This window comes from Desulfobacterales bacterium (genome assembly GCA_021647905.1).
In the GTDB taxonomy this organism is placed as follows: domain Bacteria; phylum Desulfobacterota; class Desulfobulbia; order Desulfobulbales; family BM004; genus JAKITW01.
Genome location: JAKITW010000045.1, coordinates 1 through 23582 on the forward strand (window position 1 = coordinate 1; position 23582 = coordinate 23582).

The following is a 23582-nucleotide window of genomic DNA, read 5'->3' on the forward strand; positions in this document are numbered from 1 at the left end:
GGCTGTTCATAAACAGGCTATCAAGCAGGAACTCGCTTCGCCGCAACGGCGATTCGGAACCCATAAGCATATCCTGCCGAAGTTGTTTCAAATTCCGCTTTTGCCGTCACGGCTGCGGCTCAGGGTCCGCTACACCGTTCGGTATAAGAAAAACCCCTTTCCCCGGACCCGCTCGGTGGTGGGCCGGAAGGTGGAAAAATGCCACCCCGACCAGAGCGTGGAGATGGTCCGGCGGATCGTCACCGGGTTCAAGAATCGCACCATGGACAAGGCCGAGTTCTGGATTGATTTCCGCGGCGACAAGGTGTTGATCCGCTACTTTCCGGTCTATGGCGACCAGGGCGAGTACCTGGGCGTGCTTGAGGTCACCCAGGCCATCGGCTGGATCCGCAGGATCAAGGGCCAGAAACGGCTCATGGATTGATTTTTTACTTACAAGAGATGAACTCGCAAAAGGCCTGAATTTACCGCCGAGAGCGCAGAGGATGCAGGGCTAATTATATGAAAGTCGTGCGCTTCGCAGCAACGGGGTGGTTCCTTAACCATCCGCGTGCATCCGTGTTCATCCCTGTAAAAAAAGTGTGCTGATAAACCGCTTGCCCGGCTATTCCGAATAATTGTATCGTTCGTGCGTCCGGCCCGATCCCCCTTGACAAACGGATAAATTCAATTATAGTTGCCCGGATTAAAGAAGTGTGCGGGCGGGTGTAGCTCAGCTGGTAGAGTACAAGCTTCCCAAGCTTGGGGTCGCGGGTTCGAGCCCCGTTGCCCGCTCCATATCTCTTGCGGGACTCGGCCGCTGGTACAGACCCTTGCCCGCGGCCTTATTCTTTAATGGGCCCTTGCCGACCGGCAGGGGCCGCGCGGTTCGGGCCGCCACGCGGTTGTGGAATTCGGGTGCAGGCACTGGTGGTATTGCCTGGGCGAAGGAGATGAAAAGTGGGCACCTGCCCGCTTTTTTTTATTTGCGAAGACGGCGATGGAAACAGAACAGCAGACAGCGGTGCATGACCGGGTGGCCGCCCTCGTGGCCCCGCTGGTTGCGGACCTGGGCCTGGAATTGTTCGAGATCCAGTTCCGCCGGGAGGGACACGGCTGGATCCTGCGGTTGATCATTGACAGCCAGGCCGGGGTCACGGTTGATAATTGCGCGCGGGTGAGCCGCGAGGCGGGCAACCTGCTGGAAATTGAGGATGTGATCGGCCATGCCTACCACCTGGAGGTTTCGTCGCCCGGCCTGGACCGGCCCCTGCGCAACGAACAGGATTTCCAGCGTTTCAGCGGCCGGTTGGCAAAAATAAAGACCTGCCGGCCCCTGGATGGCCGGCAGGTGTTCGTCGGCCGGCTGGGCCCGTTGCAGGATGGGGTTTTGACCTTGGCCTGCGAGCAGGGCGAGGTCCGGATCCCCATGGTGGAGATCGCCGGGGCCCGGCTGGAGATCGAGTTTTGATAACCTGTAACAGGACCAGGCCAACAACCGAATCCGGGGCGGAATCAGGCACTGGGAACGGTTGTGCGGCGCCGGGAAATCCGGCCCTGCAGGGCCGTCTGCATAATGCTATGTGGAGCGGAAGACGATGATATCGGACTTAAAAAGAATTATCGACCAGATCAGCAGGGATAAAGGGATCAACCGTGAACTGCTCGTAGAGGCGGTGGAGGAAGCGGTGCGGTCGGCAGCCAAGAAAAAACACGGCAGCCGGCGCGAACTCGAGGTTCGTTTTAACGAGGAACTGGGCGAAGTAGAGGTCTTTCAATTCCGGACCGTGGTGGAGGAGGTCGAGGACGAACAACTGGAAGTCTCCCTGGACGAGGCCCTGTTGCTGGACCCGGAGGTGAAACTGCACGACGAGTTGGGAACCAAGATGGACAACATCGCCGAACTGGGACGGATTGCGGCCCAGTCTGCCAAGCAGGTCATCATCCAGAAGATGAAGGACGCCGAGCAGGACGTGATCTACGAGATGTATCGGGATCGCAAGGGGGACATCATCAACGGCATTGTCCAGCGGTTCGAAAAAGGCAACATGATCGTTAACCTCGGCCGGACCGACGCCGTGATTCCCCAGACCGAACAGATTCCCAAGCGCTCTTATCGCCAGGGCGACCGGATCCGCGCCTATCTGCTGGACGTGCGCCAGAACCACCGTGACCACCAGTTGATCTTAAGCCGGGTGGACAACAATTTCCTGACCAAACTCTTTGAGATGGAGGTGCCGGAGGTTGCCGAGGGCATTGTCAAGATCCTCGGCGTGGCCCGGGAGCCCGGGTTCCGGGCGAAAATCGCCGTGGCCTCCAGTGAAAGCGACGTGGACCCGGTGGGCGCCTGCGTGGGCATGAAGGGCTCGCGGGTCCAGAACGTGGTCCAGGAGCTGCAAGGCGAGCGGATCGATATCGTTCCCTGGAATCCCGACCCGGCCAAATACGTTTCCAATGCCATGGCCCCGGCCCAGGTTTCCATGGTCCTGGTGGATGAGGACCGGAAGACCCTGGTGGTGGTGGTCCCTGATGACCAGCTTTCCCTGGCCATCGGCCGACAGGGACAGAATGTCCGCCTGGCCTCGAAGCTGATGGGATGGCGGATCGATGTCAAAAGCGAGCAGCGGTATGCCAAGCTGGCGGAAGAGGGGTATAAATCACTTGTTGCCATTGAGGGGCTTGATGAGGCCTTGGCCGACATCCTCTATGACCGGGGCGTGACCACGATCAAGGACCTGTTGGAGATGACCGCGGAAGAGTTGGCCGACCAGGCCGGGATCGAAGAAGAGCGGGCCGCCGAACTCCTGGCCGCGGCCCGGGTGGCAAAAGAGGAGCAGGACAAGGCAGAGGCTGAAGCTGAAGCTGAGGCTGAGGCTGAGCTGAGGCTGAGGCTGAGGCTGAGGCTGAGACCGATGATAAGGATAAGGACCCCGGAGAGCCGGTGGCGGCTGCGGACAGCGACGCAGAGGTAACAGGGTAGCTGAAACGGATGACGATACAGATACCGGCCGGCAAGGTTGACTCCTCTCGACGATTTCGAAAAAAACGACCATTCGGTCCGGTCCGGACCTGTCTCGGTTGTGGCCGGAAGATGGCCCGGGAGATGCTGGTACGTTTTGTGATAAAGAACGGCGAATTGGTCCCGGACCCTGTAAAAAGGGCGCCCGGACGCGGTGCATACTGCTGTGACAACCAACGCTGCAGACAACAGTTCCTTAGGGACAGAAGAAGACTGGCCAGAGCTTTTCGGGTAGAGTGCGGACAAGGCGGCGGCTTGAGAATCAGGAGTGGAGCATGAGCAAGATCAGGGTTTATGAGTTGGCCAAAGAAGCAGGAATGGCGAGCAAGGCTTTGGCGGATAAGCTTATCGATCTGGGATACGATATAAAGGGGCACAGTTCCACGGTGACCGAGGAGGTGGCGGATGATATTCGCAAGTCGGTTCTCGGGATCACCAAGGTGGAGATCGTGGAAAAACGGATCAGCGTAACCGGCGGCCGCACCGTGATCCGGAGAAGGGCTGAGACCGTGCGCCGCCGGGTGCCGGCGCCGGCGCCCGAGCCCGGGCCGGAAGCCGGCGAGGCGGAGGTTGAGCCAGAGGCGCTGTCCACCGGACCGCAGGCTGCCGAGACCGCGGCCGCCCCCGAGGCCCCGGAACCAGCGGCGACGATAACGGAAGCAGAACCGGCAACAGCGGCCGCTCCGCGGGCCGATGCGGGGTTGGAGGAAACAAAAGTGCCGGTTCCGGCCCAGGCTGAACCGGTTGAGACTCCTGTTGAAGAAGGTGCGCCCGAGGTCGCGGCCGAGGCAAGCGAGCCCGAAGCGGAAAAGCCCGTACTCAAAAAAATAGTCCCTGCCAAGTCCCGCAAGGGGTTGGCCAAGGTAATCAAGAGGGCCGCGATCCAACTCCCGGTGGAAGAGTCCAGACCGGCCAGAGCGGCCAGGCCGGCCAAGGGACCCCGGGCAAAAGGCGCCCCGGCCGGGCCGGTGGAACCCGCGCTGCAGAAAAACGGCTTCCGCCAGGGCCCGGCCCCCGGAACCCGCGGCAAGAAAAAAGGCAAGCGGTTGGTTCAGATCAGGCCCGAGCCCGGGCTCAAGGGCCGCAAGGGCGCGGGGCTCGGCGGCCGGCGCCGGGGCCGGGGCTTTAATGCCTATGGCGGCGAGGACATGGGCCGGCTGCCGGGCAAGAAACGGGGCAAGAAAAAGGCCCGGGAAGAGGCGGCGGTAGCCGAGAGCAAGGCCATTAAACGGAGAATCAAGGTCTTTGAGACCATCTCGGTTGGTGATCTCGCCCACCGGATGGGGATCAAGGTCAATCAGGTGATTGTCAAGTTAATGGGGCTCGGGGTGATGGCCACCATGAACCAGGCCCTGGATGTGGACACCGCCACCCTGGTGGCGGCTGACTTCGGCTATGAGGTCGAGCAGGTGGTCACCGAGGAGATCCATATCCTCAACCTCGAAGAACGGGAAGCCGGCGGCGAGGAACAGCCCCGGCCGCCGGTGGTTACGGTCATGGGCCATGTCGACCATGGCAAGACCTCCATTCTTGATGCCATCCGCAAGACCGATGTGGCAGTTGGCGAGGCCGGCGGCATCACCCAGCATATCGGGGCCTATTACGTGCGCTCCGGGGTCGGCGACGTGGTCTTTCTCGACACCCCGGGTCATGAGGCCTTTACCGAGATGCGTTCCCGCGGCGCCCAGGTCACCGACGTGGTCGTCCTGGTGGTGGCGGCCGACGACGGGGTCATGGACCAGACCAGGGAGGCGATCAATCATGCCCAGGCCGCCGGAGTGCCCATCGTGGTGGCGGTGAACAAGATCGATAAGGCCAATGCCGATCCGGCCCGGGTAAAAAGGGAACTGGCCGAACTGGACCTGGTCCCTGAAGAATGGGGCGGCGAGGTTATCTACTGCGAGACCTCGGCCAAACAGAATGTCGGCATCCAGGAACTGCTGGAAAATATTCTCCTTCAGTCCGAGGTGCTCGAACTGAAGGCAGACCCCAAACGCAAGGCGCGCGGCCGGGTTATCGAGGCCCAGCTCCACAAGGGCCGGGGACCGGTGGCCACGGTCCTGGTTCAGGAAGGAACCCTGCACCCCGGCGATCCTGTTGTGGTCGGCCTTTATTCCGGCCGGGTCCGGGCCCTGATCAACGACAAGGGCGAAACAGTGCCCGAGGCCGGTCCCTCCATGCCGGTGGAGGTGCAGGGACTCGCCGGCGTGCCCCGGGCCGGTGATGACTTTCTGGTGGTCACTGATGATAAGATGGCCAAGAGTGTCAGTGCCTCCCGGCAGCTCAAGGCCCGGGAAACAGAGCTGGCCTCGACCAACAAGATCTCCCTGGACAAGCTGTTCGAAAAGATGCAGCAGGGAGATGTCAAGGAGTTGCGGGTGGTGCTCCGCGCCGATGTCCAGGGCACCCTGGAGGCATTCGGCAAGGCCATGGAAAAACTGAGTACCGATGCGATCAAGGTGGTGCCCCTGCACGAGGGCACCGGCACCATCTCCGAATCGGACGTGCTGCTGGCCTCGGCCTCGGAGGCGATCATCATCGGCTTCAATGTCCGGCCCAATGCCAAGGTCAAGGCCCTGGCCGAACAGGAAAAGGTCGATATCCGCTTCTACGACGTGATCTACCATGCCCTGGACGATATCCGCAAGGCCATGACCGGCATGCTCGAACCGACCTTTAAGGAAAAGGTCATCGGCTCCGCCGAGGTGCGGGAGGTCTTTCATGCCCCCAAGGTCGGCGCCATTGCCGGCTGTTACGTGGTGGACGGCAGGATCGAACGTAATGCCGCAGTGCGGGTGCTGCGGGACGGGGTGGTGATCTACACCGGCAGGATCAGTTCGCTGCGACGGTTCAAGGACGATGCCCGCGAGGTGCTCACCGGCTATGAGTGCGGAATCTGCGTGGAGAATTTTAACGATATCAAGGTCGGCGATGTGCTGGAGGCCTTTGTGATGGAAGAGGTCGCCTCCACCCTGTAGGGGCCCGTCGATTTCCCATCAGAGTTGTATCCATAATAATGAGCTGGAACCCGAAAACCGATCTTTTCCCGGCCGCCCGGCCGGGCCACGGCAAACGTCCCCAGCGGGTGGCGGATGTCATCCAGCGGGAGATCAGCGCATTGCTGGTCACCCGGACAAGGGACCCGCGCCTGGCCCCGGTGTCCATTGTCTCGGTGGTAATGACCAGGGACCTGAAAAGGGCCCGGATCAATTACAGTGTTTTCGGCGATGCGGAACAGGCTGAAAAGGCGGCTGCCGGCCTGGCCGGCGCCAAGGGCTTCATTCGCAGCCATCTGGCCAGGACACTGGCCCTCCGGACCACCCCGGACCTGCAGTTCCACCGTGATCTTTCCCTGGTTCACCAGCAGAAAATGGAGAAACTCCTTAAGGAGCTTGCCACTGATGACGATACAGCCGAATGAGACAGTAGGCCGGATTGCCGACGAGTTGCGGGACAAGCGGAACATCCTCCTGGCCACCCATATTTTTCCGGACGGCGATGCATTGGGCTCCCAGTTGGCCCTGGGCGCTATCCTCGAGTCCCTGGGCAAAAAACCATATTACTACAGCGAGGAACGGGTCTCGCATATCTACGACTTCATGCCCGGCTGTGAGCAGTTGGACAACCGGCTGCCGGACCCGGCCCGGTTCGATGCGGCCGTGGTCCTGGACTGCGGCGATCGTTTCCGGCTCGGCCGGCGGATGGATGAACTGCTGACCATCCATCCCTTTATCGTGATCGATCACCATGCCGGGCACAAGGAATTCGGTGACCTCCGTTGGGTTGATCCGGCCCGCTCCTCCACCGGCGAGATGGTCTACGAACTGGCAACAACACTGAGCGGGTCGATTTCCCCGCAGGCGGCATTCTGTCTGCTCACCGCCATTGTCTCGGACACCGGTTCCTTTAAATATGAATCAACCACGGCCAATACCTTCCGGGTGGCCGGGGCGTTGGTGGACAAGGGGGGCCGGCCCTCCGAGGTGGCCGGCAAGCTGTTCAACAACTTCACCCCGGGCCGGCTGCGGCTGCTGGAAAAGGTTCTCAAGACCCTGGAGCTGCATGACAACGACCGGATCGCCCTGATCACCGTTACCAGCGAGATGTTGGCGGCAACCGGCACGACCCGGGACGATACCGAGGATTTTATCAACTATCCCCGCTCGTTGAATACGGTAAAGGCGGCAGCCTTCTTCAAGGAGGCCGGCGACGGCTGGGTCGGGGTCAGCCTGCGGGCCAAGGGTGAATGTGACGTGGCCCGGATCGCCGGCATCTTCGGCGGCGGCGGCCATCGCAATGCCGCTGGTTTCCGGCTCCAGGGGACCACCCTGGCGGCGGTTCGCGCCGACCTGCTCCGCGAGTTGCAAGCCGCCCTGGCATCGAGTTGAAGAATAGGGTCGATGTTGAATTCCATGGAAACGGGTGCGCCGCGGGGCCCGGCAACGACCGACGGCGGTGCTGCCGCGGAAAAACCGATCACCGCCGGGGTATTCCTGGTGGACAAGCCGGTGGGCCCGACCTCGTTCGCCATGGTCCGGCTGGTGCGGCGGGCCCTGGGGATCAAAAAGGTCGGCCACGCCGGCACCCTGGACCCCTTTGCCTCGGGGCTCCTGGTGATCTGCGCCGGCCGGCCGGCAACCCGGCTGATCTCCTGTTTCATGGAAGGGGACAAGGAGTATGCGGCCACCATGCGGCTGGGGGTGGAGACCGATACCCAGGATTGCGAAGGCCGGGTGGTCAACCAACGGCCGGTACCGGACCTGACCCTGGCGGCAATGCATCGCTGTCTTGCCGGGTTTATCGGTGAGCAACTGCAGGAGCCGCCCTGTTTTTCGGCCTTGAAATATAAGGGCAAACCCCTGTATTATTATGCCCGCAAAGGAATCGAGGTAAAAAAAGAGGCCCGCCGGATCGAGATCAAGGCCCTGGACTGTCTGGGCCTTGATAAGGACACCCTGGCCGTGCGGGTGGTCTGCAGCAAGGGGACCTATATCAGGACCCTGGCCGCGGACATCGGCGCGGCCCTGGGCTGCGGCGCCCACCTGGTTGCCCTGCGGCGGTTGCGGAGCGGCCCTTTTTCAGTGACCGCGGCCCTGGACGGCGCGGTGCTGGACAACAGGATCGCGGCGCAACAGGCATTGGCCCGGCACCTGCTCACCGTTGACCAGGTTACCGAGCTGTTAAAATAAAACAAAAAAACACCCGGCCAGGCGGCAACCGGTCATTTCTGCGGGCAGGGGTGAAACCGAAACAAAGACCATTTCAAGAGGATCATACTTTTTTCAAGGAGGTTGTACCGTGACCCTGCAAGCTGAAAAGAAACAGGAAATTATTGAAAAATTCAAAACACACCCCACTGATACCGGTTCTTCCGAGGTACAGATCGCGCTGCTCAGCAACCGGATCAGCTACCTCACCGAGCATTTCAAGGTGCACAAGAAGGACCATCATTCCCGGCGGGGTCTGCTCAAGCTGGTCGGCCAGCGACGCCGGCTGCTCAACTATCTGAAAAAGAACGATATCGCCAAATACCGGGCCCTGATTCAGGAGCTTGGTATCCGTAAATAAAGTTGTCGGCCCGGTGAAGAAGAGGCCCCCGCCTGAGATGATCTGGCGCGCGGATAATCTTTTTTTGCCGGGCATTATCTTTTATTCCCGCTCCACCCGGGGCGGGAAAAATGCGGTGGCTCCCCGGCAACGGTTCGCGGAATCACTGGCAAGACTCTCATCTCTCACCGTTTCACCGGGGCTTGGTCAACAGGCCCGGCCCGAGCCCCGGTGAAACAGTGAGATCTGGGTTCTTGCCGGCAGCGGACCGGCCGGGTAGCGGCCACCCCTTCACAAGGAGAACCCGATGTATAAAAAAATCGAAGTAGAAATCGGCGACCGCACCCTGAGCGTTGAGACCGGCCGGATGGCCAAGCAGGCCAACGGTTCGGTCCTGGTCACCTACGGCGATACCGTGGTGCTGGTCACCGCCACCGCGGCCAAGGCCCCCAAACCTGATATGGGCTTTCTGCCCCTGACCATCGAGTACCAGGAGCGCCTCTATGCGGTGGGCCGGATCCCGGGCAGTTTCTTCCGCCGCGAGATCGGCCGGCCCAGCGAAAAAGAAACCCTTACCTGCCGCCTGATCGACCGGCCCCTGCGGCCCCTGTTCGTTGACGGCTATATGACCGAGACCCAGGTGATCGGCACCGTGCTGTCCGCGGACCAGCAGAACGATCCCGACATCCTGACGCAACTGGGCGCCTCCTGCGCCCTGACCATCTCGGACATCCCTTTTCTCGGCCCCATCGCCGGGGTGCGGGTGGGTTATATCAACGGTGAATACGTGGTCAACCCCACCAGGAGCCAGTTGCTCGACTCCCGGATGAACCTGATCGTCTCCGGTACCCGTGAAGCAGTGGTGATGGTGGAAGGCGGGGCCGACAGCCTGTCCGAGGAGGTGGTGCTGGAAGGCATCTTCTTCGGCCACCAGGCCCTGCAACCGCTGCTTGATCTCCAGGAAGAGATGCGGGCCGCGGTCGGCGTGCCCAAGCGGGCGGTTCCCCGGATCGAGGTCGATCTTGAGCTGAAAAAACGGGTCGAGGCCCTGGCCGGGCCGGAGATGCTCGCGGTGATCACCACCTCGGACAAGATGGAACGGGGCCGCCGCTCCGATGAGCTGAAGGAAAAGGTCATCGCCCAGTTGGTCGAGCAAGACGATGCTGCCGATCCCCGGGCAATATCCGGTTTTATCAGCGAGCTGAAGAAAACCATGATGCGCGAGCGGATCGTCAAGCAAAAGACCCGGATCGACGGCCGTGATTTTGACGCTGTCCGGGCCATCACCTGCGAGGTGGGCTGCATGCCCCGGACCCATGGTTCGGCCCTGTTCACCCGCGGCGAGACCCAGGCCATCGTCACCGCCACCCTGGGCAGCGAACGGGACCGGCAGCGGATCGAGACCTTGAACGGCGAAGAGTTCAAAAGGTTCATGCTCCACTACAACTTCCCGCCCTACTGCGTGGGCGAGGTCCGCTTCCTGCGCGGTCCCAGCCGGCGGGATATCGGCCACGGCGCCCTGGCCGAGCGGTCCTTTGCCGCGGTGTTGCCCGAGGTTGAGGATTTCCCCTACACCATCCGGGTGGCCTCCGAGGTTCTGGAGTCCAACGGTTCCTCGTCCATGGCCACGGTCTGCGGGGCCAGCCTGGCCTTGATGGACGGCGGGGTGCCGATCAGCAACCCGGTCTCCGGGATAGCCATGGGTCTGATCAAGGAAGATGATGAAGTGATCATCCTCTCGGACATCCTGGGCGACGAGGATCATTTGGGCGACATGGATTTCAAGGTGGTGGGAACCGCCGAAGGCATCACCTCGCTGCAGATGGATATCAAGATCGCCGGGGTGGACAAGGCGATCATGGGCCGGGCCCTGGCCCAGGCCAGGACCGGCCGGCTGCACATCCTGGAAAAGATGCTGGAGGCGATTGGTGCGCCGCGTGACAACGTGGCCGAGTTTGCCCCCAAATTCTTCACCATCAAGATCAATCCGGACAAGATCCGGGACATCATCGGCCCGGGCGGCAAGATGATCAAGGCCCTGTCCCTGGAGTACGAAGCCAAGATCGAGGTGGATGATTCCGGCGCGGTCAACATCTTCACCCCCAACGGGGTGGTGGCCCAGCAGCTCATCGAGCGGATCGAGTCCCTGACCAAGGAGGCCGAGGTCGGCCGGATCTACGACGGCCTGGTCAAGACGATCAAGGATTTCGGCGCCTTTGTCGAGATCCTGCCCGGCACCGACGGGCTGGTCCACATCTCCGAGCTGGCCGAAGGACGGGTCAACAAGGTCACCGACGTGGTCAAGGAAGGAGACCGGTTGGAGGTCAAGGTCCTGGAGATCGACCAGCGCGGCAAGATCCGTCTGAGCCGTAAGGCGGTTCTGGCGGGAAAAAAATAATCTTATGTACCGTAAGACCGTTCTTGACCATGGTCTCCGGATCATCAGCGAACGCCTGCCGCATTCGCGGCTGGCGTCGCTGGGGATCTGGGTCGATGTCGGGTCCCGTGACGAACACGACCTGAACAACGGCACGGCCCATTTTATCGAGCACATGCTTTTTAAGGGCACCGGCCGCCGGAGCGGTGAGCAGATCGCCCGGGAACTGGATGTGCTGGGCGGCGCGGCCAACGCCTTTACCTCCCGCGACACCACCTGTTACTATGCCACGGTCCTGGATCGTCACCTGCCCGTGTTGATCGATCTGCTGGCCGACATCTTTTTCAACTCCTGTTTCGCCCAGCAGGAGGTTGCCAGGGAGCAACAGGTAATCCTCCAGGAGATCAGCATGGTGGAGGATATGCCCGAGGACCAGGTCCACGATCTGTTCACCTCCCTGCTCTGGGGCCGGCACCCCCTGGCCAACACCGTACTCGGCGGCCGGGAGGTGGTGGCGGCCATGGACTCCAAGAAACTGATCGACTATTTCCGTAAATTCTACACCCCCGGCCGGATCATTATTGCCGCGGCCGGCAACATTGACCATGACGACCTGGTCGCCTGCTGGTCCAAGGCGGCCGGGAGAGGCCTTCCGGCCCCTGATGCCGGCGAGGAGGAGCAGCGCCACCAACCGACGCTGCTCGAACCCCGGCGCGCGGTTTTTAACAAACCCCTGGAGCAGGTGCATCTGCTGCTCGGCACCTGCGGCCTGTCCGCCCGTGATCCGGAGCGGTACGGGTTCCTGCTCTTGAACGTGCTCCTGGGCGGCAACATGAGTTCCCGGCTCTTTCAGGAACTGCGGGAAAAGCATGGCCTGGCCTATTCCATCTATTCCTATGTGTCCAGCTATCTCGATTGCGGCAATATCGGTGTCTACCTCGGGGTGGATCAAGGGTCGGTGAACGAGTCGCTGTCCCGGGCCATTGCCGAGATCAACCGGCTCAAGCAGGAAACAGTACCTGACCCGGAACTGACCAATGCCAAGGAGTATGTCAAGGCCGGCCTCTACCTGGCGGCCGAGAGCATGGAGGCGATCATGATGCGCATCGCCCGCAACGAACTGGTCCATGACCGCTATGTCCCGTTTGCCGAGGTGGCCGCGGCCATTGACCGGGTAACGGCCGAGGATATCGGCCGGCTGGCGGAACGGGTCTTTGCCAGCGATATGACCATGGCGGCCCTGGGTCCCTTGAATTCGAGCGATGTGGACTGGGCCCTGCTGACGCATTAATGAGGGTTGAGTGCTGAGGGTCGAGCAATGAGCAACAAGTGCTGAGTGATGTAGTGATGAGGGTTGCGAAAGAAGGGGAAAATTCATGGAGAGGGTGACTGTCTACTTCCGCTGGCTCGACCCGGACCGGGTCCGGGACCTGGACCCGCCGGCCTATCATTCCGAACTGGCCTCGGGCATGGACGTGGCCGCCGCGATTAGCGCCCCGGTCACCATCGCTGCGGGCGAGATCCGGATGCTCCCCACCGGTTTTGCAATGGCCATTCCCCCGGGCCATGAGATCCAGGTCCGGCCGCGCAGCGGCCTGGCCGTCAGGCACGGGATCACCATTGTCAACAGCCCCGGAACCATTGACGCCGATTACCGCGGCGAGGTGAAGATCGGCCTGATCAACCTGGGCCCAAAGGAGTTCACCATCAACCGCGGCGACCGGATTGCCCAACTGGTGCTGGCCCCGGTCAGCCGGGCAATAATCACCGTGGTCAGCGACTTGAGCGAGACCGCCCGCCAGGCCGGCGGCTTCGGCCATACGGGAATCTGATGCAATTCTGTGTTCTCGGCAGCGGCAGCAAGGGCAATGCCACCTATGTGGCCAGCGGCACCACCTCGCTGCTCATCGATGGTGGCTTCTCCGGTCTGGAGATAAGGAAACGGCTCGCGGTCATTGGCATTGATATATCCTCGCTCACCGCCATCCTGGTCACCCACGAACATAGCGATCATATCCGGGGGGTGGGCGTGCTCTCCCGCCAGGGCAGGCTGCCGGTCTATGCCAACCCGGCCACCCACACGGCCGCCGGACCAACCTTAAAGAAACTCTTTGCCCGGCGCGAATTCGAAACCGGCACCTCCTTTGTGATCAACGATTTTGAGATCCATCCATTTTCCGTTTCCCACGACACCGCCGATCCGGTCGGCTTCGTGCTCAGGAACGGCCGGGCCTCGCTGGGACTCTGCACCGACACCGGCATGGTCTCCCGGCTGATGCACCACCGGTTGGCCCATTGCAACGGACTGGTACTGGAAAGCAACCACGATCCGGTCCTGCTTAAAAACGGTACCTATCCCCCTTACCTGAAACAACGGATCCGCGGCAACAAGGGCCACCTGGCCAACCGGGATTCGGCCCGTTTTCTGCTGGCGCTCTGGCACCAGGGGCTGGAGCATGTGGTGCTCGCCCATTTGAGCGATGCCAACAACCGGCCCGAGCTGGCCTACCAGGAGGCGCTCCTGGTGCTTACCACCCTGGCCGAGAATGGCGAGCGGCAGCCGGTCCTTTCCCTGGGCCGCCAGGACCGGGTCGGCGAACTGGTGACCCTGGCCGGCGCTTGAGCCTGCCCGGGCCTACTTCTGCTTTCCATGATAAGGTCGGGTCCATATCTTGAATTCACTCGAGTCCACGGGATAACCAGTTGATTCATTCCAGCAATCAGGGGGAACCATGATGACCGCTCTGACCAGGCCCGCTACTGTGGGGAACTTCAGCCGCGGGCTGCTCCATCCCTTTCGCGCCTTTGGTTTCATCCGCCGGCAGCCGCGTCTCTATCCCTATGTGGTTATTCCCTTTGCCATCAACCTGGCGGTGTTCAGCCTGGCCGTTTTTCTGGGGCTCCGTTTTTTCAACCAGCTGGCGCTTGACTTCATTCCCCTGGGCGATGCCTGGTACTGGATCTTTCTCCACTACGCCACCTGGGTGGTGGCCGTGCTCCTGACCATGGTCCTGGTCTTTTTTTCCTTTACCGCGATCGGCAGCCTGATCGCCTCGCCCTTTAACGATATCCTGTCCGAGCGCACCGAGGAGATCTTAAGCGGGGTGCGCAACGAGGAACCCTTTGTCTTCAAGGTCTTTCTCCAGGACCTGAAACGGACCCTGTTCGACGAGGGCAAAAAGATTCTTCTTTTTGTGCTGGGCATGATTTTTCTGCTGGGGCTCAATCTGCTGCCCGGCATCGGCTCGGCATTGTACGCCGTGCTCTCGGTGCTCTGGACCATTTTTTTCCTGGTGGTGGAATACACCGGCTATATCTTCGGCCGCAAGCACCTGGGCTTCAAGGATCAACGCCGGTTCATCCTGGCCCACAAGCTGCTGCTGCTCGGCTTTGGCAGCGGCCTGCTCGCCATCCTGGCCATCCCCTTTCTGCAGTTCTGCGCCATCCCCCTGGGGGTGGTGGGGGCCACCAGGCTATATTTTGAAACGCAGCAGCCGATGCCGGAAATACCACCGGCCTGAACCGGGCCGGGGCCCCTGCTTTCTTATTCCGTTTTTTGGTGATATGATGACCAGAAAACGGACAGCCCTTGCCGGTCAACGGTTAAGCCGAGCATGTACCCACAAAAAAACAAAAAATGTTAAATATAATCCAACTGATAGCAGAACGAAAGATCAGTGCGGCGATCAGCGAGGGACAGCTGAACAACTCGACCCTGCACGGCAAGCCGCTGCCGGTTGAAAACAATCAACTGGTGCCGCCGGATCTGCGCATGGCCTACAAGATCCTCAAAAATGCCGGATATGTGCCGCCGGAGGTGGAGGCCCGCAAGGAGATCTTTCAGCTCCGTGAGTTGATTGCCCGCACCAGCGACGAACATACCCGTCTCCAGCAGTTGAAAAAACTGGAGGTGCTGGTGTTCAAGCTCAATTCCATGCGCAGCCGGCCGGCAAACCTGGAGGCCCAGGAGCAGTACTTTCCCAAGGTGGTGGACCGGATCACCGTGAGAACCCCGTAGCGGTCAGAGGGTCCTCTTCCCCTGACCTGTCTCCTGGCTATAAAAAATCATGGCCCCGGCAACTCCATTGGATATCGTCCGTCAAACCCCGAAGAGCAACTGCGGCCAATGCGGTTATCCCACCTGCCTGGCCTTTGGCGCGGCAGTGGTGGCAACCGGCATCGATCCGGGCCGCTGCCCCTATCTTGACCACAGCGGGTTGGACCTGGCCCCGGCCGCGGCCGGCTCAATGACGGAGATTGCCCGGGAACGGGACCTGGCCCTGGTCGCGCATCTGAAGACCAAGCTCGCCGGCCGGGATTTCAGCGGTACGGCCGAGCCCCTGGGGGCCCGCTGGTCCGCGGCGGCGGCCGCTCTCCCGACATGACCTGGGTCGGCCTGGAGAGTCTGCCCAACAGTATTTCCAAGGTCAAGGTGTTGTTCGACCACCGGGTGCTGGATATTCTTGATATCGAGTCGCTGATATTTGTTGCCGAGCGAATGGCGGCGCTCATTGAAACCGTTTGAACGGTTGAACGGTTGAATCCGAAACAAAAAGATGTATCTCTATGATGTATCTCTATGATGTATCTCTATAAGGAGTAAGATTATGACCAACAAGGAAAAACCGGACCCGGAACGGATGGCGGTGCTGCGGTCCCTGCCCATTGAGATCAAGGAACGGATCACTGGCGAGGAGGCCCATGCCTTTCTCCATAAACAGGAATTGCCCGAGTCCCTGCTGGAGAAGCTCAAGGATTATCTGGTCGATGACCAGGAGTGACCCGGTAAGCGGCTTGAAAAACGTTCAAGCTGTTTGAACCGTTTGAGCCGTTGATAGCGTAAGCCCCTTCAGCCAGTTTCAATAATGATGAACTCGTAACAACCCAAAAGGCTTCAAATGCCACCCAATAAAACCAACAAGTTGCAACATGACGCCCGTTGCTCTGCCGATCCATTGCCAGACCGGCAATTCTTTGCCACCTGCGCCAGGGGGCTGGAATCCCTGGTGGCCGACGAGCTGCGCGGGCTGGGTGGTTCCGGAGTCGCTGAAACCAGGGCCGGGGTCGCCTTTCATGGCGATATCCGGGTGGCCCTCAAGGCCTGCCTCTGGTCGCGGATGGCCAGCCGGATTCTCATGCCGATTGCCGGGTTCGACGCTGCTTCCCAGGAGCAACTCTATGCCGGGGTCCGCACCGTGGAGTGGGCCGAGCACCTGACTTCCGACAGTACCCTGGCGATAACCGCCCACTGTTCCCAGTCCCGGATCAACCATTCCCATTTTGCCGCCCTCAAGGTCAAGGACGCGATTGTCGACCAGCTCCGGGAGCGATACTCCAGCCGTCCCTCGGTGGCCGTGATTCGGCCCGATCTGGTGATTAACCTGCATCTGCATTGCGACCGGGCCATCATCAGCATTGATTTCTCCGGAGAGAGTCTGCACCGGCGCGGCTATCGCCGGCAAGGAATGGCCGCGCCGCTCAAGGAGAACCTGGCCGCCGCCATCCTGGTCCGCTCGGGCTGGCCGGCCATTGCCCGGGCCGGCGGTCCGCTGATCGACCCGATGTGCGGTTCCGGCACCCTGCCCATCGAGGCGGCGCTTATTGCCGGGGACATCGCCCCGGGTCTGTGTAGAGATTATTTCGGTTTCTCCGGCTGGCTGCGGCACCGGTCAGACCTGTGGCAGGAGTTGCTGGCCGCGGCCCGGGCCCGGCAGAAACAGGGGCTCACCCGGATACCGCCCATTGTCGGCCTTGATCAGGACAAAAAAAGTATCCACGCGGCCTGGGACAACGCGGCCGCGGCCGGGCTTACTGAAAAGATTCACTTCGAACGGCGGCAGTTGACCGCGGCCGGCCCATTCCCCGGGGCTTTCAAAAAAGCCGGTCTGGTGGTGGTCAATCCGCCCTATGGCGAACGGCTGGGCGAGATCGAGGAGTTGCGGCCGCTGTACGGTGGGATCGGCGCCTGGCTCAAGGAGCATTACCAGGGCTGGCAGGCGGCCCTGATTACCTCCAACCCGGAGCTGGGCCAGGAGCTGCGGCTCAAGGCCCACCGGATCCATACCCTGTACAATGGGGCGCTGAAATGCAAACTGCTCCACTTTACCCTGGACCCGGAAAAATACCGGCGCGGCCAGGCCCCGGCCGTACCGACCGTTCTTTCCCCGGGCGGGGAGATGCTGGCCAACCGGTTGCGCAAGAACCTGCGCACCATCGGCAACTGGGCCCGGCAGCAGCAGACGGACTGCTATCGGCTCTATGATTGCGACCTGCCCGAATACCCGGTATCGGTTGATGTCTATGGGGACTGGGTGCAGGTCCTGGCTGATTCACCCTCCAAGAGACTTGCCGCCGACAAGGCGGGACAGCGCCGCAAGGAGGTCCTGGCTGCCGTGGCAAAGGTGCTGGAGGTATCGCTGGAGCGGATTTTTTATACCATCCGTTGCCAGGCCGGATCCAGCGCCGGCCAGCTCCTGGAAAAGATCGATGCCAGCCAGCAGGTGCAGGAGGCGGGCTGTCGCTTTGTCGTCAAGGTGACCGGTTCCCGGATCCGCGGCCTGGACCTGGATTATCGGTCGATCCGGAAGCTGGTTCGGAAGATGGCTGCCGGAAAGAGTTTTTTAAATCTTTTTTCCCGTACCGGCACGATAACCGTGGCCGCGGCATTAGGCGGGGCAAGTTCCACCGTTTCGGTGACCGGCTCTTCCGCCGAGATGGCCTGGATCCGGCGGAATCTGGACCTGAACAATGTGAACGGTCCCGGGCATCAACTCGTCCAGGCCGACGGTTTTTCCTGGCTTGAAGGCGCGAAAGGTAAATTCGAGTTCATCTTCCTTGACCTGCCCGCCAGGATTCATTCCCGGAAAAAGAGTGGAAAAAACCTTGACCCGCAGCGCGATCATGGCCGATTGATCCGAGGCGCAACCAGGCTGCTCGCCCCGGGCGGCACTCTCCTGTTCGCCACCCGTCATCCCGGTTTTGTCATCGACCGGACCGGGCTTTCCGGCCTGCATGTGCGGGATATTTCCGGCCGGACCATTGCCAGGGATTTCGGCCGCTCGCCCGCTATCCATTCCTGCTGGGAGATCAGGGGGTGACTTGAGAAGAGAATGAAAAACCGCGGTGTCAATCGTCCGATGTTTATTTTAAGCTGAGACAGGAGAAAGATATGAACCAGAAAATGAAAGGCGCCCTGCTCTCCGGCCTGGTCTTCCCCGGTCTCGGGCAGATATTCCTGGGCCGCAAGCTGCTCGGCGTCGCCTTGATCGGGTTGACCGCGGCCGGGATAGCCGGGATTGTGGCCGGGCTGATGCAGAGACTGCCGCTGATCATTGATCTGCTCCAGAAGGAGCTGCAACAGGGAACCCTGGACAGCGCCCGGATCCTGGCTATCAGCAACCAGGCGGCCGCCAGCGGCACCACCGCCCTGGAAAACATCGGCATGATCCTGCTGGTTTCCTGCTGGGCCGCCTCCATTGTCCATGCCCTTGTTGCCGGTACTCGCCGGACTGGTGATCATTCCGGTCCCGGTTCTCCTCCCCTGCCCTGACCAAACTATCCGACCGGATAGGGTGTTTTATTCTGCCAGGCGCCTTTTTATAAGCAATGGACTTTTCCGGCAGGATCGGCTAGGGTTGCCAGTCCCGCCGGCTTGGGGACTGTTTTTTTTTAAAAAAAACGTTGCGCTCTTGGCAGCTTCGGAGTCCCGCCGGTTCGCTTACCTGCCTGAGAAATTATTTTTAAGCGTTGGTCAAGGAAGATCGAGTAACCCATGGAAAAAACCATTGCAGTGCTGGAAGGTGACGGCATCGGCCCGGAGATCGTCCGGCAAGGGATCAAGGCGTTGCAGGCCGTGGCCCGGAAATATAATCATAGCTTTACCCTGGAATACGCCCCCTTCGGCGCGGCCGCCTATTTTTCCGAGGGCTCGCCCTTTCCGGACAAGACCAAGGAGGTGTGCGACCGGGCCGATGTGATCATCAAGGGCCCAGTGGGGCTGGCAGTGGAGGAGATGGCCACCATCCCCCTGGAGATGCGGCCCGAACTGGGCGCCATCCTGCCCTTGCGGAAACGCTACGACACCTATGCCAACTTCCGGCCGGTGCGGCTGCCCAGGTCCCTGGCCTCTTTTTCGCCGCTGCGTCCCGAGATTATCGGCAACGGCATTGATATCCTGATGATCCGGGAACTGGTGGGCGGCATCTATTTCGGGGCCAAGACCGAGGGCTCGGCCACTGATCAGCGCTTTGCCTCGGACGAGTGCATCTACACCGACGAGCAGGTGCGGCGGATCGCCCATGTGGCCTTTATCGAGGCCCGCCGCCGCCGGGCGGTGATGACCAATATCCATAAGTCCAACGTGCTGGCCACCTCCCGTTTCTGGAACCATGTGGTGGCGGAAGTGGCCAGGGAGTATCCGGAGGTGGAATGCCGCTCGGTGCTGGTGGACAATGCCGCCTACCAGCTGGTCAAGGACCCGGGCCGGTTCAACGGGGTCATGCTCCTGGAGAACATGCAGGGCGACATCCTCACCGACCAGGCCGGCGGGATCCTCGGTTCCCTGGGGCTGATGCCCTCGGCCTGCATCGGCCCGCAAAAGAGCTATGTGGAGGCGGCCCATGGTTCGGCCCCGGATATTGCCGGCACCAACAGGGCAAACCCCTATTCGCTGATCGGCAGCGTGGCCCTGATGCTGAAGCGCTGCCTCGACCTGCCCCAGGAGGCCGAGGATATCTGGAACGGTCTGTTCGGGGTGTTTGCGCGGGGCTACACCACCGGCGAACTGGTGGGCCCGGATACCGATCCGACCACTATTCTGTCCACCAGCGGTTTCGGCGACCTGGTGGTGGAGATCATTGAAAAGGGCTGAGCAAAAGTAATTCCAGCTAAAGCGCCGGGCCGGAACAGCAGCGGATTTTTGAACGTCATTATCGCGGCAAGGAGGTTCGCCCGGACACCAGGGGCAGCGGGCTCGGGCTCCATGGTTCGAAAAAAACTGGCCCAGGCCATGGGAGGGGACATCAGGGTGCAGAGCAGGCAAGGGATCGGGACCAGGTTTCAGGGCCGGTTCCCGGTGCAGGAGCGGGAGTGAGGATTATCAGTAAGCGTTCACCAGCACCTCATCTTCGCCCATTCTGGCCTGCTCGAATAGCACCAGTATGCTTCGCAGTCCCGAATGAACGAATCTAAGCCACTGGTAAACGCTTACGGGCATGAGTTTACCGTAAATCCGTACCCCCGGTGAACGGTTACGATTATCAGTCCTCAAGGCGGTAGCCGACCCCGCGGACGGTTTCGATTTTCCGGCCGGTATCCCCCAGCTTCTTGCGCAGGCTGAAGACCTGGACATCCATGGCCCGGGGGGTGATGAGGTAGTCATAGCCGCGGACCGCGTCGATTATCTGCTGCCGGGTAAAGACCCAGCCCGCCCGCTTGGCCAGCAGCCGCAGGATCGCGAACTCGGTGGGGGTGAGATTTATCCGCCGGCCGGCCAGGGTGACCTCGTGCCGGCCCGGATCGATTCTCAGGTCGTGGATGGTGATCACCTCGTTGCCCTGTTCCGCCAGGGCCGAGGCCGACTCGGCCCGGCGCCGGAGAACGGACTTGATCCTGGAGATCAGGATCTTGGGACTGAAGGGTTTGGTAACATAATCATCAGCCCCGAGATCAAGTCCGGTGATCACGTCCCTCTCCTCCCCCTTGGCGGTCAGCATGATGATCGGCGTTTTGGCGAGCCGGCTGTCGCTGCGCAGGGTCCGGCACACCTCCAGGCCGTCCATGCCGGGCAGCATGATATCGATGATGATCAGGTCTGTCCGGCGCTCCCGGACCAGTTCCAGGGCCTGTTCGCCGCTCTCGGCGCATTCCACCCCGAATCCCGACTTGATCAGGTTATAGCTCACCAGCTGCTGGATATCTTCATCGTCTTCAACAATGAGGATGGTCTTCTTGGCCATGGGGTTACTCGCGTGGTTGTCAAGGGGTAAGCGATCACAGGCCTGGAGTTTACCGGATTGCCGGCGCCTTACCCTGTGATTGGTTACGTCAAGGGTCCGGTTGATCTATCTTATTACGAACGATCCTTCCCCGCAGCATATAAATTATCTCCCCGCGGACAGACGGGTCCGGGCAGCGCTGCCACCAGGAGGATAGGAGCCGGAAAACATAGATCGAGCGGAACCGGTGCGGTTGGGGCCGCCGGGAAGAGGCAGGGGGCATCAGCCGAACCGGCCGGTAATGTAATCCTCGGTTAGCTGGTGGCGCGGGTTGGTGAAGATCTCCTTGGTCTTGCCCACCTCGATCAGGTCGCCCAGGTGGAAATAGGCGGTCCGTTGTGAAACCCGGGCGGCCTGCTGCATGGAATGGGTGACAATGGCAATGGTGTACTGCTTGCGCAGCTCATCGATCAGCTCCTCGATCTTGGCGGTGGCGATCGGGTCCAGGGCGGAACAGGGCTCGTCCATCAGGATCACCTCCGGGCTCACCGCAATGGTCCGGGCAATGCAGAGCCGCTGTTGCTGGCCCCCGGAAAGGCTGGTGCCGGGTTGATCGAGCCGGTCCTTGACCTCCTCCCACAGGCCCGCCTTTTTCAGGGAGCGTTCGACTATTTCGTCCTGCTCGACCTTGTTCTGCACCAGGCCATGGATCCGCGGCCCGTAGGCAATATTGTCGTAGATCGACTTGGGAAAGGGGTTCGGCTTCTGGAACACCATGCCCACCTGGGCCCGGAGCGGTACCACATCGATTTTCTTGTCATAGATATTGGTCTGGTCAAGGAATATTTCGCCGAAGACCCGGCAGGTGTCAATGGTGTCGTTCATCCGGTTCAGGCAGCGCAGAAAGGTTGACTTGCCGCAGCCCGAGGGACCGATCATCGCAATGACCTCGTTGCGGCCGATATCAATGGAGATATCGTGAATGGCGCGTTTATCGCCATAATAGACATCAACCTTGCGGCAACGCATCCGGGGATTTTCTGAGCTGATCTCACCCACGGTGGTACGCTGGTCGCGCTCGACCTTTTCGATTTTCTTAAAATTGATGCCCTGGTCCGTCATGATCTCCTGCCGGGTGTCTGTTGACATTTGGAAAGTCGTCACCAAGAACTGTTTTGTACACCACTGGTAAACGCTTACGCTTCTTCCAATTACCTGAATCCGTTCTCGAACACTCACGGATTCAGGAATTATAAAAAAACCTCGCGGGCCGGGCCGGCAAACCGGTCGACCCGCGAGGGAGGGGTTGTTCCGGATTATTCCATGGTAAAGGTGCGCAGTTTTTTTGCATCAAGGCGAAACTTGGCCCGCTCATCGGCCGGCATCGGGATCAGTCCCTTGTCCGCGAGATAACCCTCGTCGCCCCAGGCCTTTTCACTGGTGAACTCGTCCAGATATTCGGTCAGGCCAGGAATTACGCCGACATGGGCCTTTTTGACATAAAAGAAGAGCGGCCGGGAGATCGGATAGCTACCATCGGCAATGGCCTCAAAGGTCGGCTCAACACCGTCGATAAAGGAACCCTGGAGTTTGTCGGTGTTCTGGTCCAGAAAACTGAAGCCGAAGATGCCCACCGCGGCCGGGTTTACCTCAAGCTTCTGCACGATCAGGTTGTCGTTCTCGCCGGCCTCGATAAAGGCGCCGTCCTCGCGCATGGTATGGGCAATGGTTTTGAATTTCTTTTTATCTGTTTTCCGCATCGCCTTGAGCCAGCCGAATTTTTTGGCGCCGCCCTCCATGGCCAGCTCGACAAAGGCGTCCCTGGTTCCCGAGGTGGGCGGCGGACCGAGGACCTCGATCCTGGTATCCGGCAGGGTGGGGTCGATATCATGCCAGGTTTTATAAGGGTTGGGGATCAGTTTTTCCGCGCCGGACGGATCCGGCACATCCTTGGCCAGGGCCATGAAGAGTTCCTTTCTGGTGAGCTTCATCGGGGCGACCTCCTTGGATGAGGCCAGGACAATGCCGTCATAACCGATCTTTATTTCAACGATGTCCTTGACCCCGTTGGCCTTGCACCGCTTGATCTCGGACTTCTTGATCCGGCGGGAGGCATTGGTGATGTCGGGATTCCTGACGCCGACCCCGGCGCAGAACAGTTTCAGGCCGCCGCCCGAGCCGGTGGACTCGATCTTCGGGGTCTTGAACCGGGTGGTCTTGCCGAACTGTTCGGCCACCACCGTGGCAAAGGGGTAAACCGTGGACGAGCCGACTATGCTGACATAGTCCCGGGCATCCGCCTGCTGGGCCCCGATCATGGCGGTGACGACCACCGCGCTGGTGACAATGGCTTTTTTCAAAAACATCTGCTTCCTCCTTTTTTGGTGAGCGCTGCTTTATGCCGCGTATAATGTGTGTCTACTGGACGGAAATAATGTCAGCGTCACTATAGAGGTGTTTTGTTAAAGGCTGATTAAGGAAATATTACAAGACCGTTTGCATATAAACGTTGGGTGCTGCCGGGTGCCACGAGCAAGGCAACCGCACCAAAAATCCAACAATTTTGTGCCATTATCGTATAAGAAGCTTTACAACTTACGTAAACATTCAGTAAACCCCCTCCTATCGGGAAAGGGGTCTTCTTCTACCAACGGCCGCTCCATTGAGAAGGGCCGGCTGTTCATAAACAGGCTATCAAGCAGGAACTCGCTTCGCCGCAACGGCG

At 60.5% G+C, this 23582-nt stretch carries 25 protein-coding genes and 1 tRNA gene; 23 read left to right on the forward strand and 3 right to left on the reverse strand.

Annotated features, from left to right (window positions below; genetic code table 11):
• From L3J03_07920 to L3J03_08030, 23 genes are all read left to right on the forward strand, one after another.
• On the forward strand, positions 1–424 hold a 424-nt coding region (locus tag L3J03_07920; GenBank protein ID MCF6290904.1), incomplete at its 5' end, for a PAS domain-containing protein.
• Positions 425–701: 277 nt separating this feature from the next.
• A tRNA-Gly gene (locus tag L3J03_07925) sits at positions 702–777 on the forward strand.
• Positions 778–979: 202 nt separating this feature from the next.
• Positions 980–1450 carry a ribosome maturation factor RimP gene (locus L3J03_07930; GenBank protein ID MCF6290905.1) on the forward strand — a complete coding sequence of 157 codons (471 nt, stop codon included), beginning with the start codon at positions 980–982 and terminating at the stop codon, positions 1448–1450.
• Positions 1451–1577: 127 nt separating this feature from the next.
• Positions 1578–2951 carry a transcription termination factor NusA gene (gene nusA / locus L3J03_07935; protein ID MCF6290906.1) on the forward strand — a complete coding sequence of 458 codons (1374 nt, stop codon included), beginning with the start codon at positions 1578–1580 and terminating at the stop codon, positions 2949–2951.
• Between the two features lie 322 nt (positions 2952–3273).
• On the forward strand, positions 3274–5976 hold the full coding sequence (gene infB, locus L3J03_07940; GenBank protein MCF6290907.1) for a translation initiation factor IF-2: 2703 nt from the start codon (positions 3274–3276) through the stop codon (positions 5974–5976).
• Positions 5977–6014: 38 nt separating this feature from the next.
• Positions 6015–6419 carry a 30S ribosome-binding factor RbfA gene (rbfA, locus tag L3J03_07945; protein ID MCF6290908.1) on the forward strand — a complete coding sequence of 135 codons (405 nt, stop codon included), beginning with the start codon at positions 6015–6017 and terminating at the stop codon, positions 6417–6419.
• Complete coding sequence (locus tag L3J03_07950) at positions 6400–7386, forward strand: bifunctional oligoribonuclease/PAP phosphatase NrnA (protein ID MCF6290909.1); 987 nt, start codon at positions 6400–6402, stop codon at positions 7384–7386. The genes rbfA and L3J03_07950 overlap by 20 nt, the downstream gene beginning before the upstream one ends.
• Positions 7387–7398: 12 nt before the next feature.
• The gene (truB, locus tag L3J03_07955) at positions 7399–8187 is read left to right on the forward strand and encodes a tRNA pseudouridine(55) synthase TruB (GenBank protein ID MCF6290910.1); all 789 of its coding nucleotides are present in this window, start codon (positions 7399–7401) and stop codon (positions 8185–8187) included.
• A gap of 109 nt (positions 8188–8296) precedes the next feature.
• Positions 8297–8566 carry a 30S ribosomal protein S15 gene (gene rpsO, locus L3J03_07960; GenBank protein ID MCF6290911.1) on the forward strand — a complete coding sequence of 90 codons (270 nt, stop codon included), beginning with the start codon at positions 8297–8299 and terminating at the stop codon, positions 8564–8566.
• Positions 8567–8603: 37 nt separating this feature from the next.
• The gene (locus L3J03_07965; GenBank protein MCF6290912.1) at positions 8604–8780 is read left to right on the forward strand and encodes a hypothetical protein; all 177 of its coding nucleotides are present in this window, start codon (positions 8604–8606) and stop codon (positions 8778–8780) included.
• Between the two features lie 72 nt (positions 8781–8852).
• Positions 8853–10943: a polyribonucleotide nucleotidyltransferase gene (gene pnp / locus L3J03_07970; GenBank protein MCF6290913.1), complete on the forward strand. Its 2091-nt coding sequence runs from the start codon at positions 8853–8855 to the stop codon at positions 10941–10943.
• Between the two features lie 4 nt (positions 10944–10947).
• Positions 10948–12213 carry an insulinase family protein gene (locus L3J03_07975; GenBank protein MCF6290914.1) on the forward strand — a complete coding sequence of 422 codons (1266 nt, stop codon included), beginning with the start codon at positions 10948–10950 and terminating at the stop codon, positions 12211–12213.
• An 85-nt stretch (positions 12214–12298) separates the two neighbouring features.
• Positions 12299–12754, forward strand: a complete 456-nt coding sequence (gene dut, locus L3J03_07980; protein MCF6290915.1) for a dUTP diphosphatase — start codon at positions 12299–12301, stop codon at positions 12752–12754.
• Complete coding sequence (locus tag L3J03_07985; GenBank protein MCF6290916.1) at positions 12754–13545, forward strand: MBL fold metallo-hydrolase; 792 nt, start codon at positions 12754–12756, stop codon at positions 13543–13545. Before dut ends, L3J03_07985 begins: the two co-directional genes overlap by 1 nt.
• Positions 13546–13654: 109 nt before the next feature.
• The gene (locus tag L3J03_07990) at positions 13655–14443 is read left to right on the forward strand and encodes an EI24 domain-containing protein (GenBank protein ID MCF6290917.1); all 789 of its coding nucleotides are present in this window, start codon (positions 13655–13657) and stop codon (positions 14441–14443) included.
• Between the two features lie 116 nt (positions 14444–14559).
• Positions 14560–14940 (forward strand): DUF1992 domain-containing protein, encoded by a 381-nt coding sequence (locus tag L3J03_07995; protein MCF6290918.1) that lies wholly within the window; start codon positions 14560–14562, stop codon positions 14938–14940.
• A 67-nt stretch (positions 14941–15007) separates the two neighbouring features.
• On the forward strand, positions 15008–15307 hold the full coding sequence (locus L3J03_08000; protein ID MCF6290919.1) for a hypothetical protein: 300 nt from the start codon (positions 15008–15010) through the stop codon (positions 15305–15307).
• Positions 15304–15447 carry a hypothetical protein gene (locus tag L3J03_08005; GenBank protein MCF6290920.1) on the forward strand — a complete coding sequence of 48 codons (144 nt, stop codon included), beginning with the start codon at positions 15304–15306 and terminating at the stop codon, positions 15445–15447. Before L3J03_08000 ends, L3J03_08005 begins: the two co-directional genes overlap by 4 nt.
• Before the next feature lie 82 nt (positions 15448–15529).
• Entirely contained in the window at positions 15530–15703 is a 174-nt protein-coding gene (locus L3J03_08010) for a hypothetical protein (protein MCF6290921.1), read from the forward strand.
• A 117-nt stretch (positions 15704–15820) separates the two neighbouring features.
• Positions 15821–18019 (forward strand): bifunctional 23S rRNA (guanine(2069)-N(7))-methyltransferase RlmK/23S rRNA (guanine(2445)-N(2))-methyltransferase RlmL, encoded by a 2199-nt coding sequence (gene rlmKL, locus L3J03_08015; GenBank protein MCF6290922.1) that lies wholly within the window; start codon positions 15821–15823, stop codon positions 18017–18019.
• Between the two features lie 71 nt (positions 18020–18090).
• Positions 18091–18471 (forward strand): hypothetical protein, encoded by a 381-nt coding sequence (locus L3J03_08020; GenBank protein ID MCF6290923.1) that lies wholly within the window; start codon positions 18091–18093, stop codon positions 18469–18471.
• 222 nt (positions 18472–18693) lie between these two features.
• A complete protein-coding gene (locus L3J03_08025; protein MCF6290924.1) occupies positions 18694–19791 on the forward strand; it encodes a 3-isopropylmalate dehydrogenase in 1098 nt (365 codons plus the stop codon).
• Positions 19792–19839: 48 nt separating this feature from the next.
• Entirely contained in the window at positions 19840–20013 is a 174-nt protein-coding gene (locus L3J03_08030) for a hypothetical protein (GenBank protein ID MCF6290925.1), read from the forward strand.
• 166 nt (positions 20014–20179) lie between these two features.
• On the opposite strand, the gene L3J03_08035 is transcribed toward L3J03_08030, so the two are convergent.
• The 3 genes from L3J03_08035 to L3J03_08045 form a co-directional block, all read right to left on the reverse strand.
• On the reverse strand, positions 20180–20878 hold the full coding sequence (locus L3J03_08035; GenBank protein ID MCF6290926.1) for a response regulator transcription factor: 699 nt from the start codon (positions 20876–20878) through the stop codon (positions 20180–20182).
• 261 nt (positions 20879–21139) lie between these two features.
• Positions 21140–21886 (reverse strand): phosphate ABC transporter ATP-binding protein PstB, encoded by a 747-nt coding sequence (gene pstB / locus L3J03_08040; GenBank protein MCF6290927.1) that lies wholly within the window; start codon positions 21884–21886, stop codon positions 21140–21142.
• A gap of 287 nt (positions 21887–22173) precedes the next feature.
• A complete protein-coding gene (locus tag L3J03_08045) occupies positions 22174–23217 on the reverse strand; it encodes a PstS family phosphate ABC transporter substrate-binding protein (protein ID MCF6290928.1) in 1044 nt (347 codons plus the stop codon).
• Positions 23218–23582 lie beyond the last annotated feature (365 nt).

Bases quoted from the DNA above. Each gene is read 5' to 3' on its own strand.
- L3J03_07985 (MCF6290916.1), top strand. From the start codon at position 12,754: ATGCAATTCTGTGTTCTCGGCAGCGGCAGCAAGGGCAATGCCACCTAT.
- L3J03_08035 (MCF6290926.1), bottom strand. From the start codon at position 20,878: ATGGCCAAGAAGACCATCCTCATTGTTGAAGACGATGAAGATATCCAG.
- pstB (MCF6290927.1), bottom strand. From the start codon at position 21,886: ATGCGTTGCCGCAAGGTTGATGTCTATTATGGCGATAAACGCGCCATT.
- rlmKL (MCF6290922.1), top strand. From the start codon at position 15,821: ATGCCACCCAATAAAACCAACAAGTTGCAACATGACGCCCGTTGCTCT.
- L3J03_07990 (MCF6290917.1), top strand. From the start codon at position 13,655: ATGATGACCGCTCTGACCAGGCCCGCTACTGTGGGGAACTTCAGCCGC.
- L3J03_08025 (MCF6290924.1), top strand. From the start codon at position 18,694: ATGGAAAAAACCATTGCAGTGCTGGAAGGTGACGGCATCGGCCCGGAG.
- pnp (MCF6290913.1), top strand. From the start codon at position 8,853: ATGTATAAAAAAATCGAAGTAGAAATCGGCGACCGCACCCTGAGCGTT.
- L3J03_08010 (MCF6290921.1), top strand. From the start codon at position 15,530: ATGACCAACAAGGAAAAACCGGACCCGGAACGGATGGCGGTGCTGCGG.
- L3J03_08005 (MCF6290920.1), top strand. From the start codon at position 15,304: ATGACCTGGGTCGGCCTGGAGAGTCTGCCCAACAGTATTTCCAAGGTC.
- nusA (MCF6290906.1), top strand. From the start codon at position 1,578: ATGATATCGGACTTAAAAAGAATTATCGACCAGATCAGCAGGGATAAA.
- L3J03_07950 (MCF6290909.1), top strand. From the start codon at position 6,400: ATGACGATACAGCCGAATGAGACAGTAGGCCGGATTGCCGACGAGTTG.
- rbfA (MCF6290908.1), top strand. From the start codon at position 6,015: ATGAGCTGGAACCCGAAAACCGATCTTTTCCCGGCCGCCCGGCCGGGC.
- L3J03_07965 (MCF6290912.1), top strand. From the start codon at position 8,604: ATGATCTGGCGCGCGGATAATCTTTTTTTGCCGGGCATTATCTTTTAT.
- truB (MCF6290910.1), top strand. From the start codon at position 7,399: ATGTTGAATTCCATGGAAACGGGTGCGCCGCGGGGCCCGGCAACGACC.
- L3J03_07930 (MCF6290905.1), top strand. From the start codon at position 980: ATGGAAACAGAACAGCAGACAGCGGTGCATGACCGGGTGGCCGCCCTC.
- L3J03_08020 (MCF6290923.1), top strand. From the start codon at position 18,091: ATGAACCAGAAAATGAAAGGCGCCCTGCTCTCCGGCCTGGTCTTCCCC.
- infB (MCF6290907.1), top strand. From the start codon at position 3,274: ATGAGCAAGATCAGGGTTTATGAGTTGGCCAAAGAAGCAGGAATGGCG.
- dut (MCF6290915.1), top strand. From the start codon at position 12,299: ATGGAGAGGGTGACTGTCTACTTCCGCTGGCTCGACCCGGACCGGGTC.
- L3J03_07975 (MCF6290914.1), top strand. From the start codon at position 10,948: ATGTACCGTAAGACCGTTCTTGACCATGGTCTCCGGATCATCAGCGAA.
- L3J03_07995 (MCF6290918.1), top strand. From the start codon at position 14,560: ATGTTAAATATAATCCAACTGATAGCAGAACGAAAGATCAGTGCGGCG.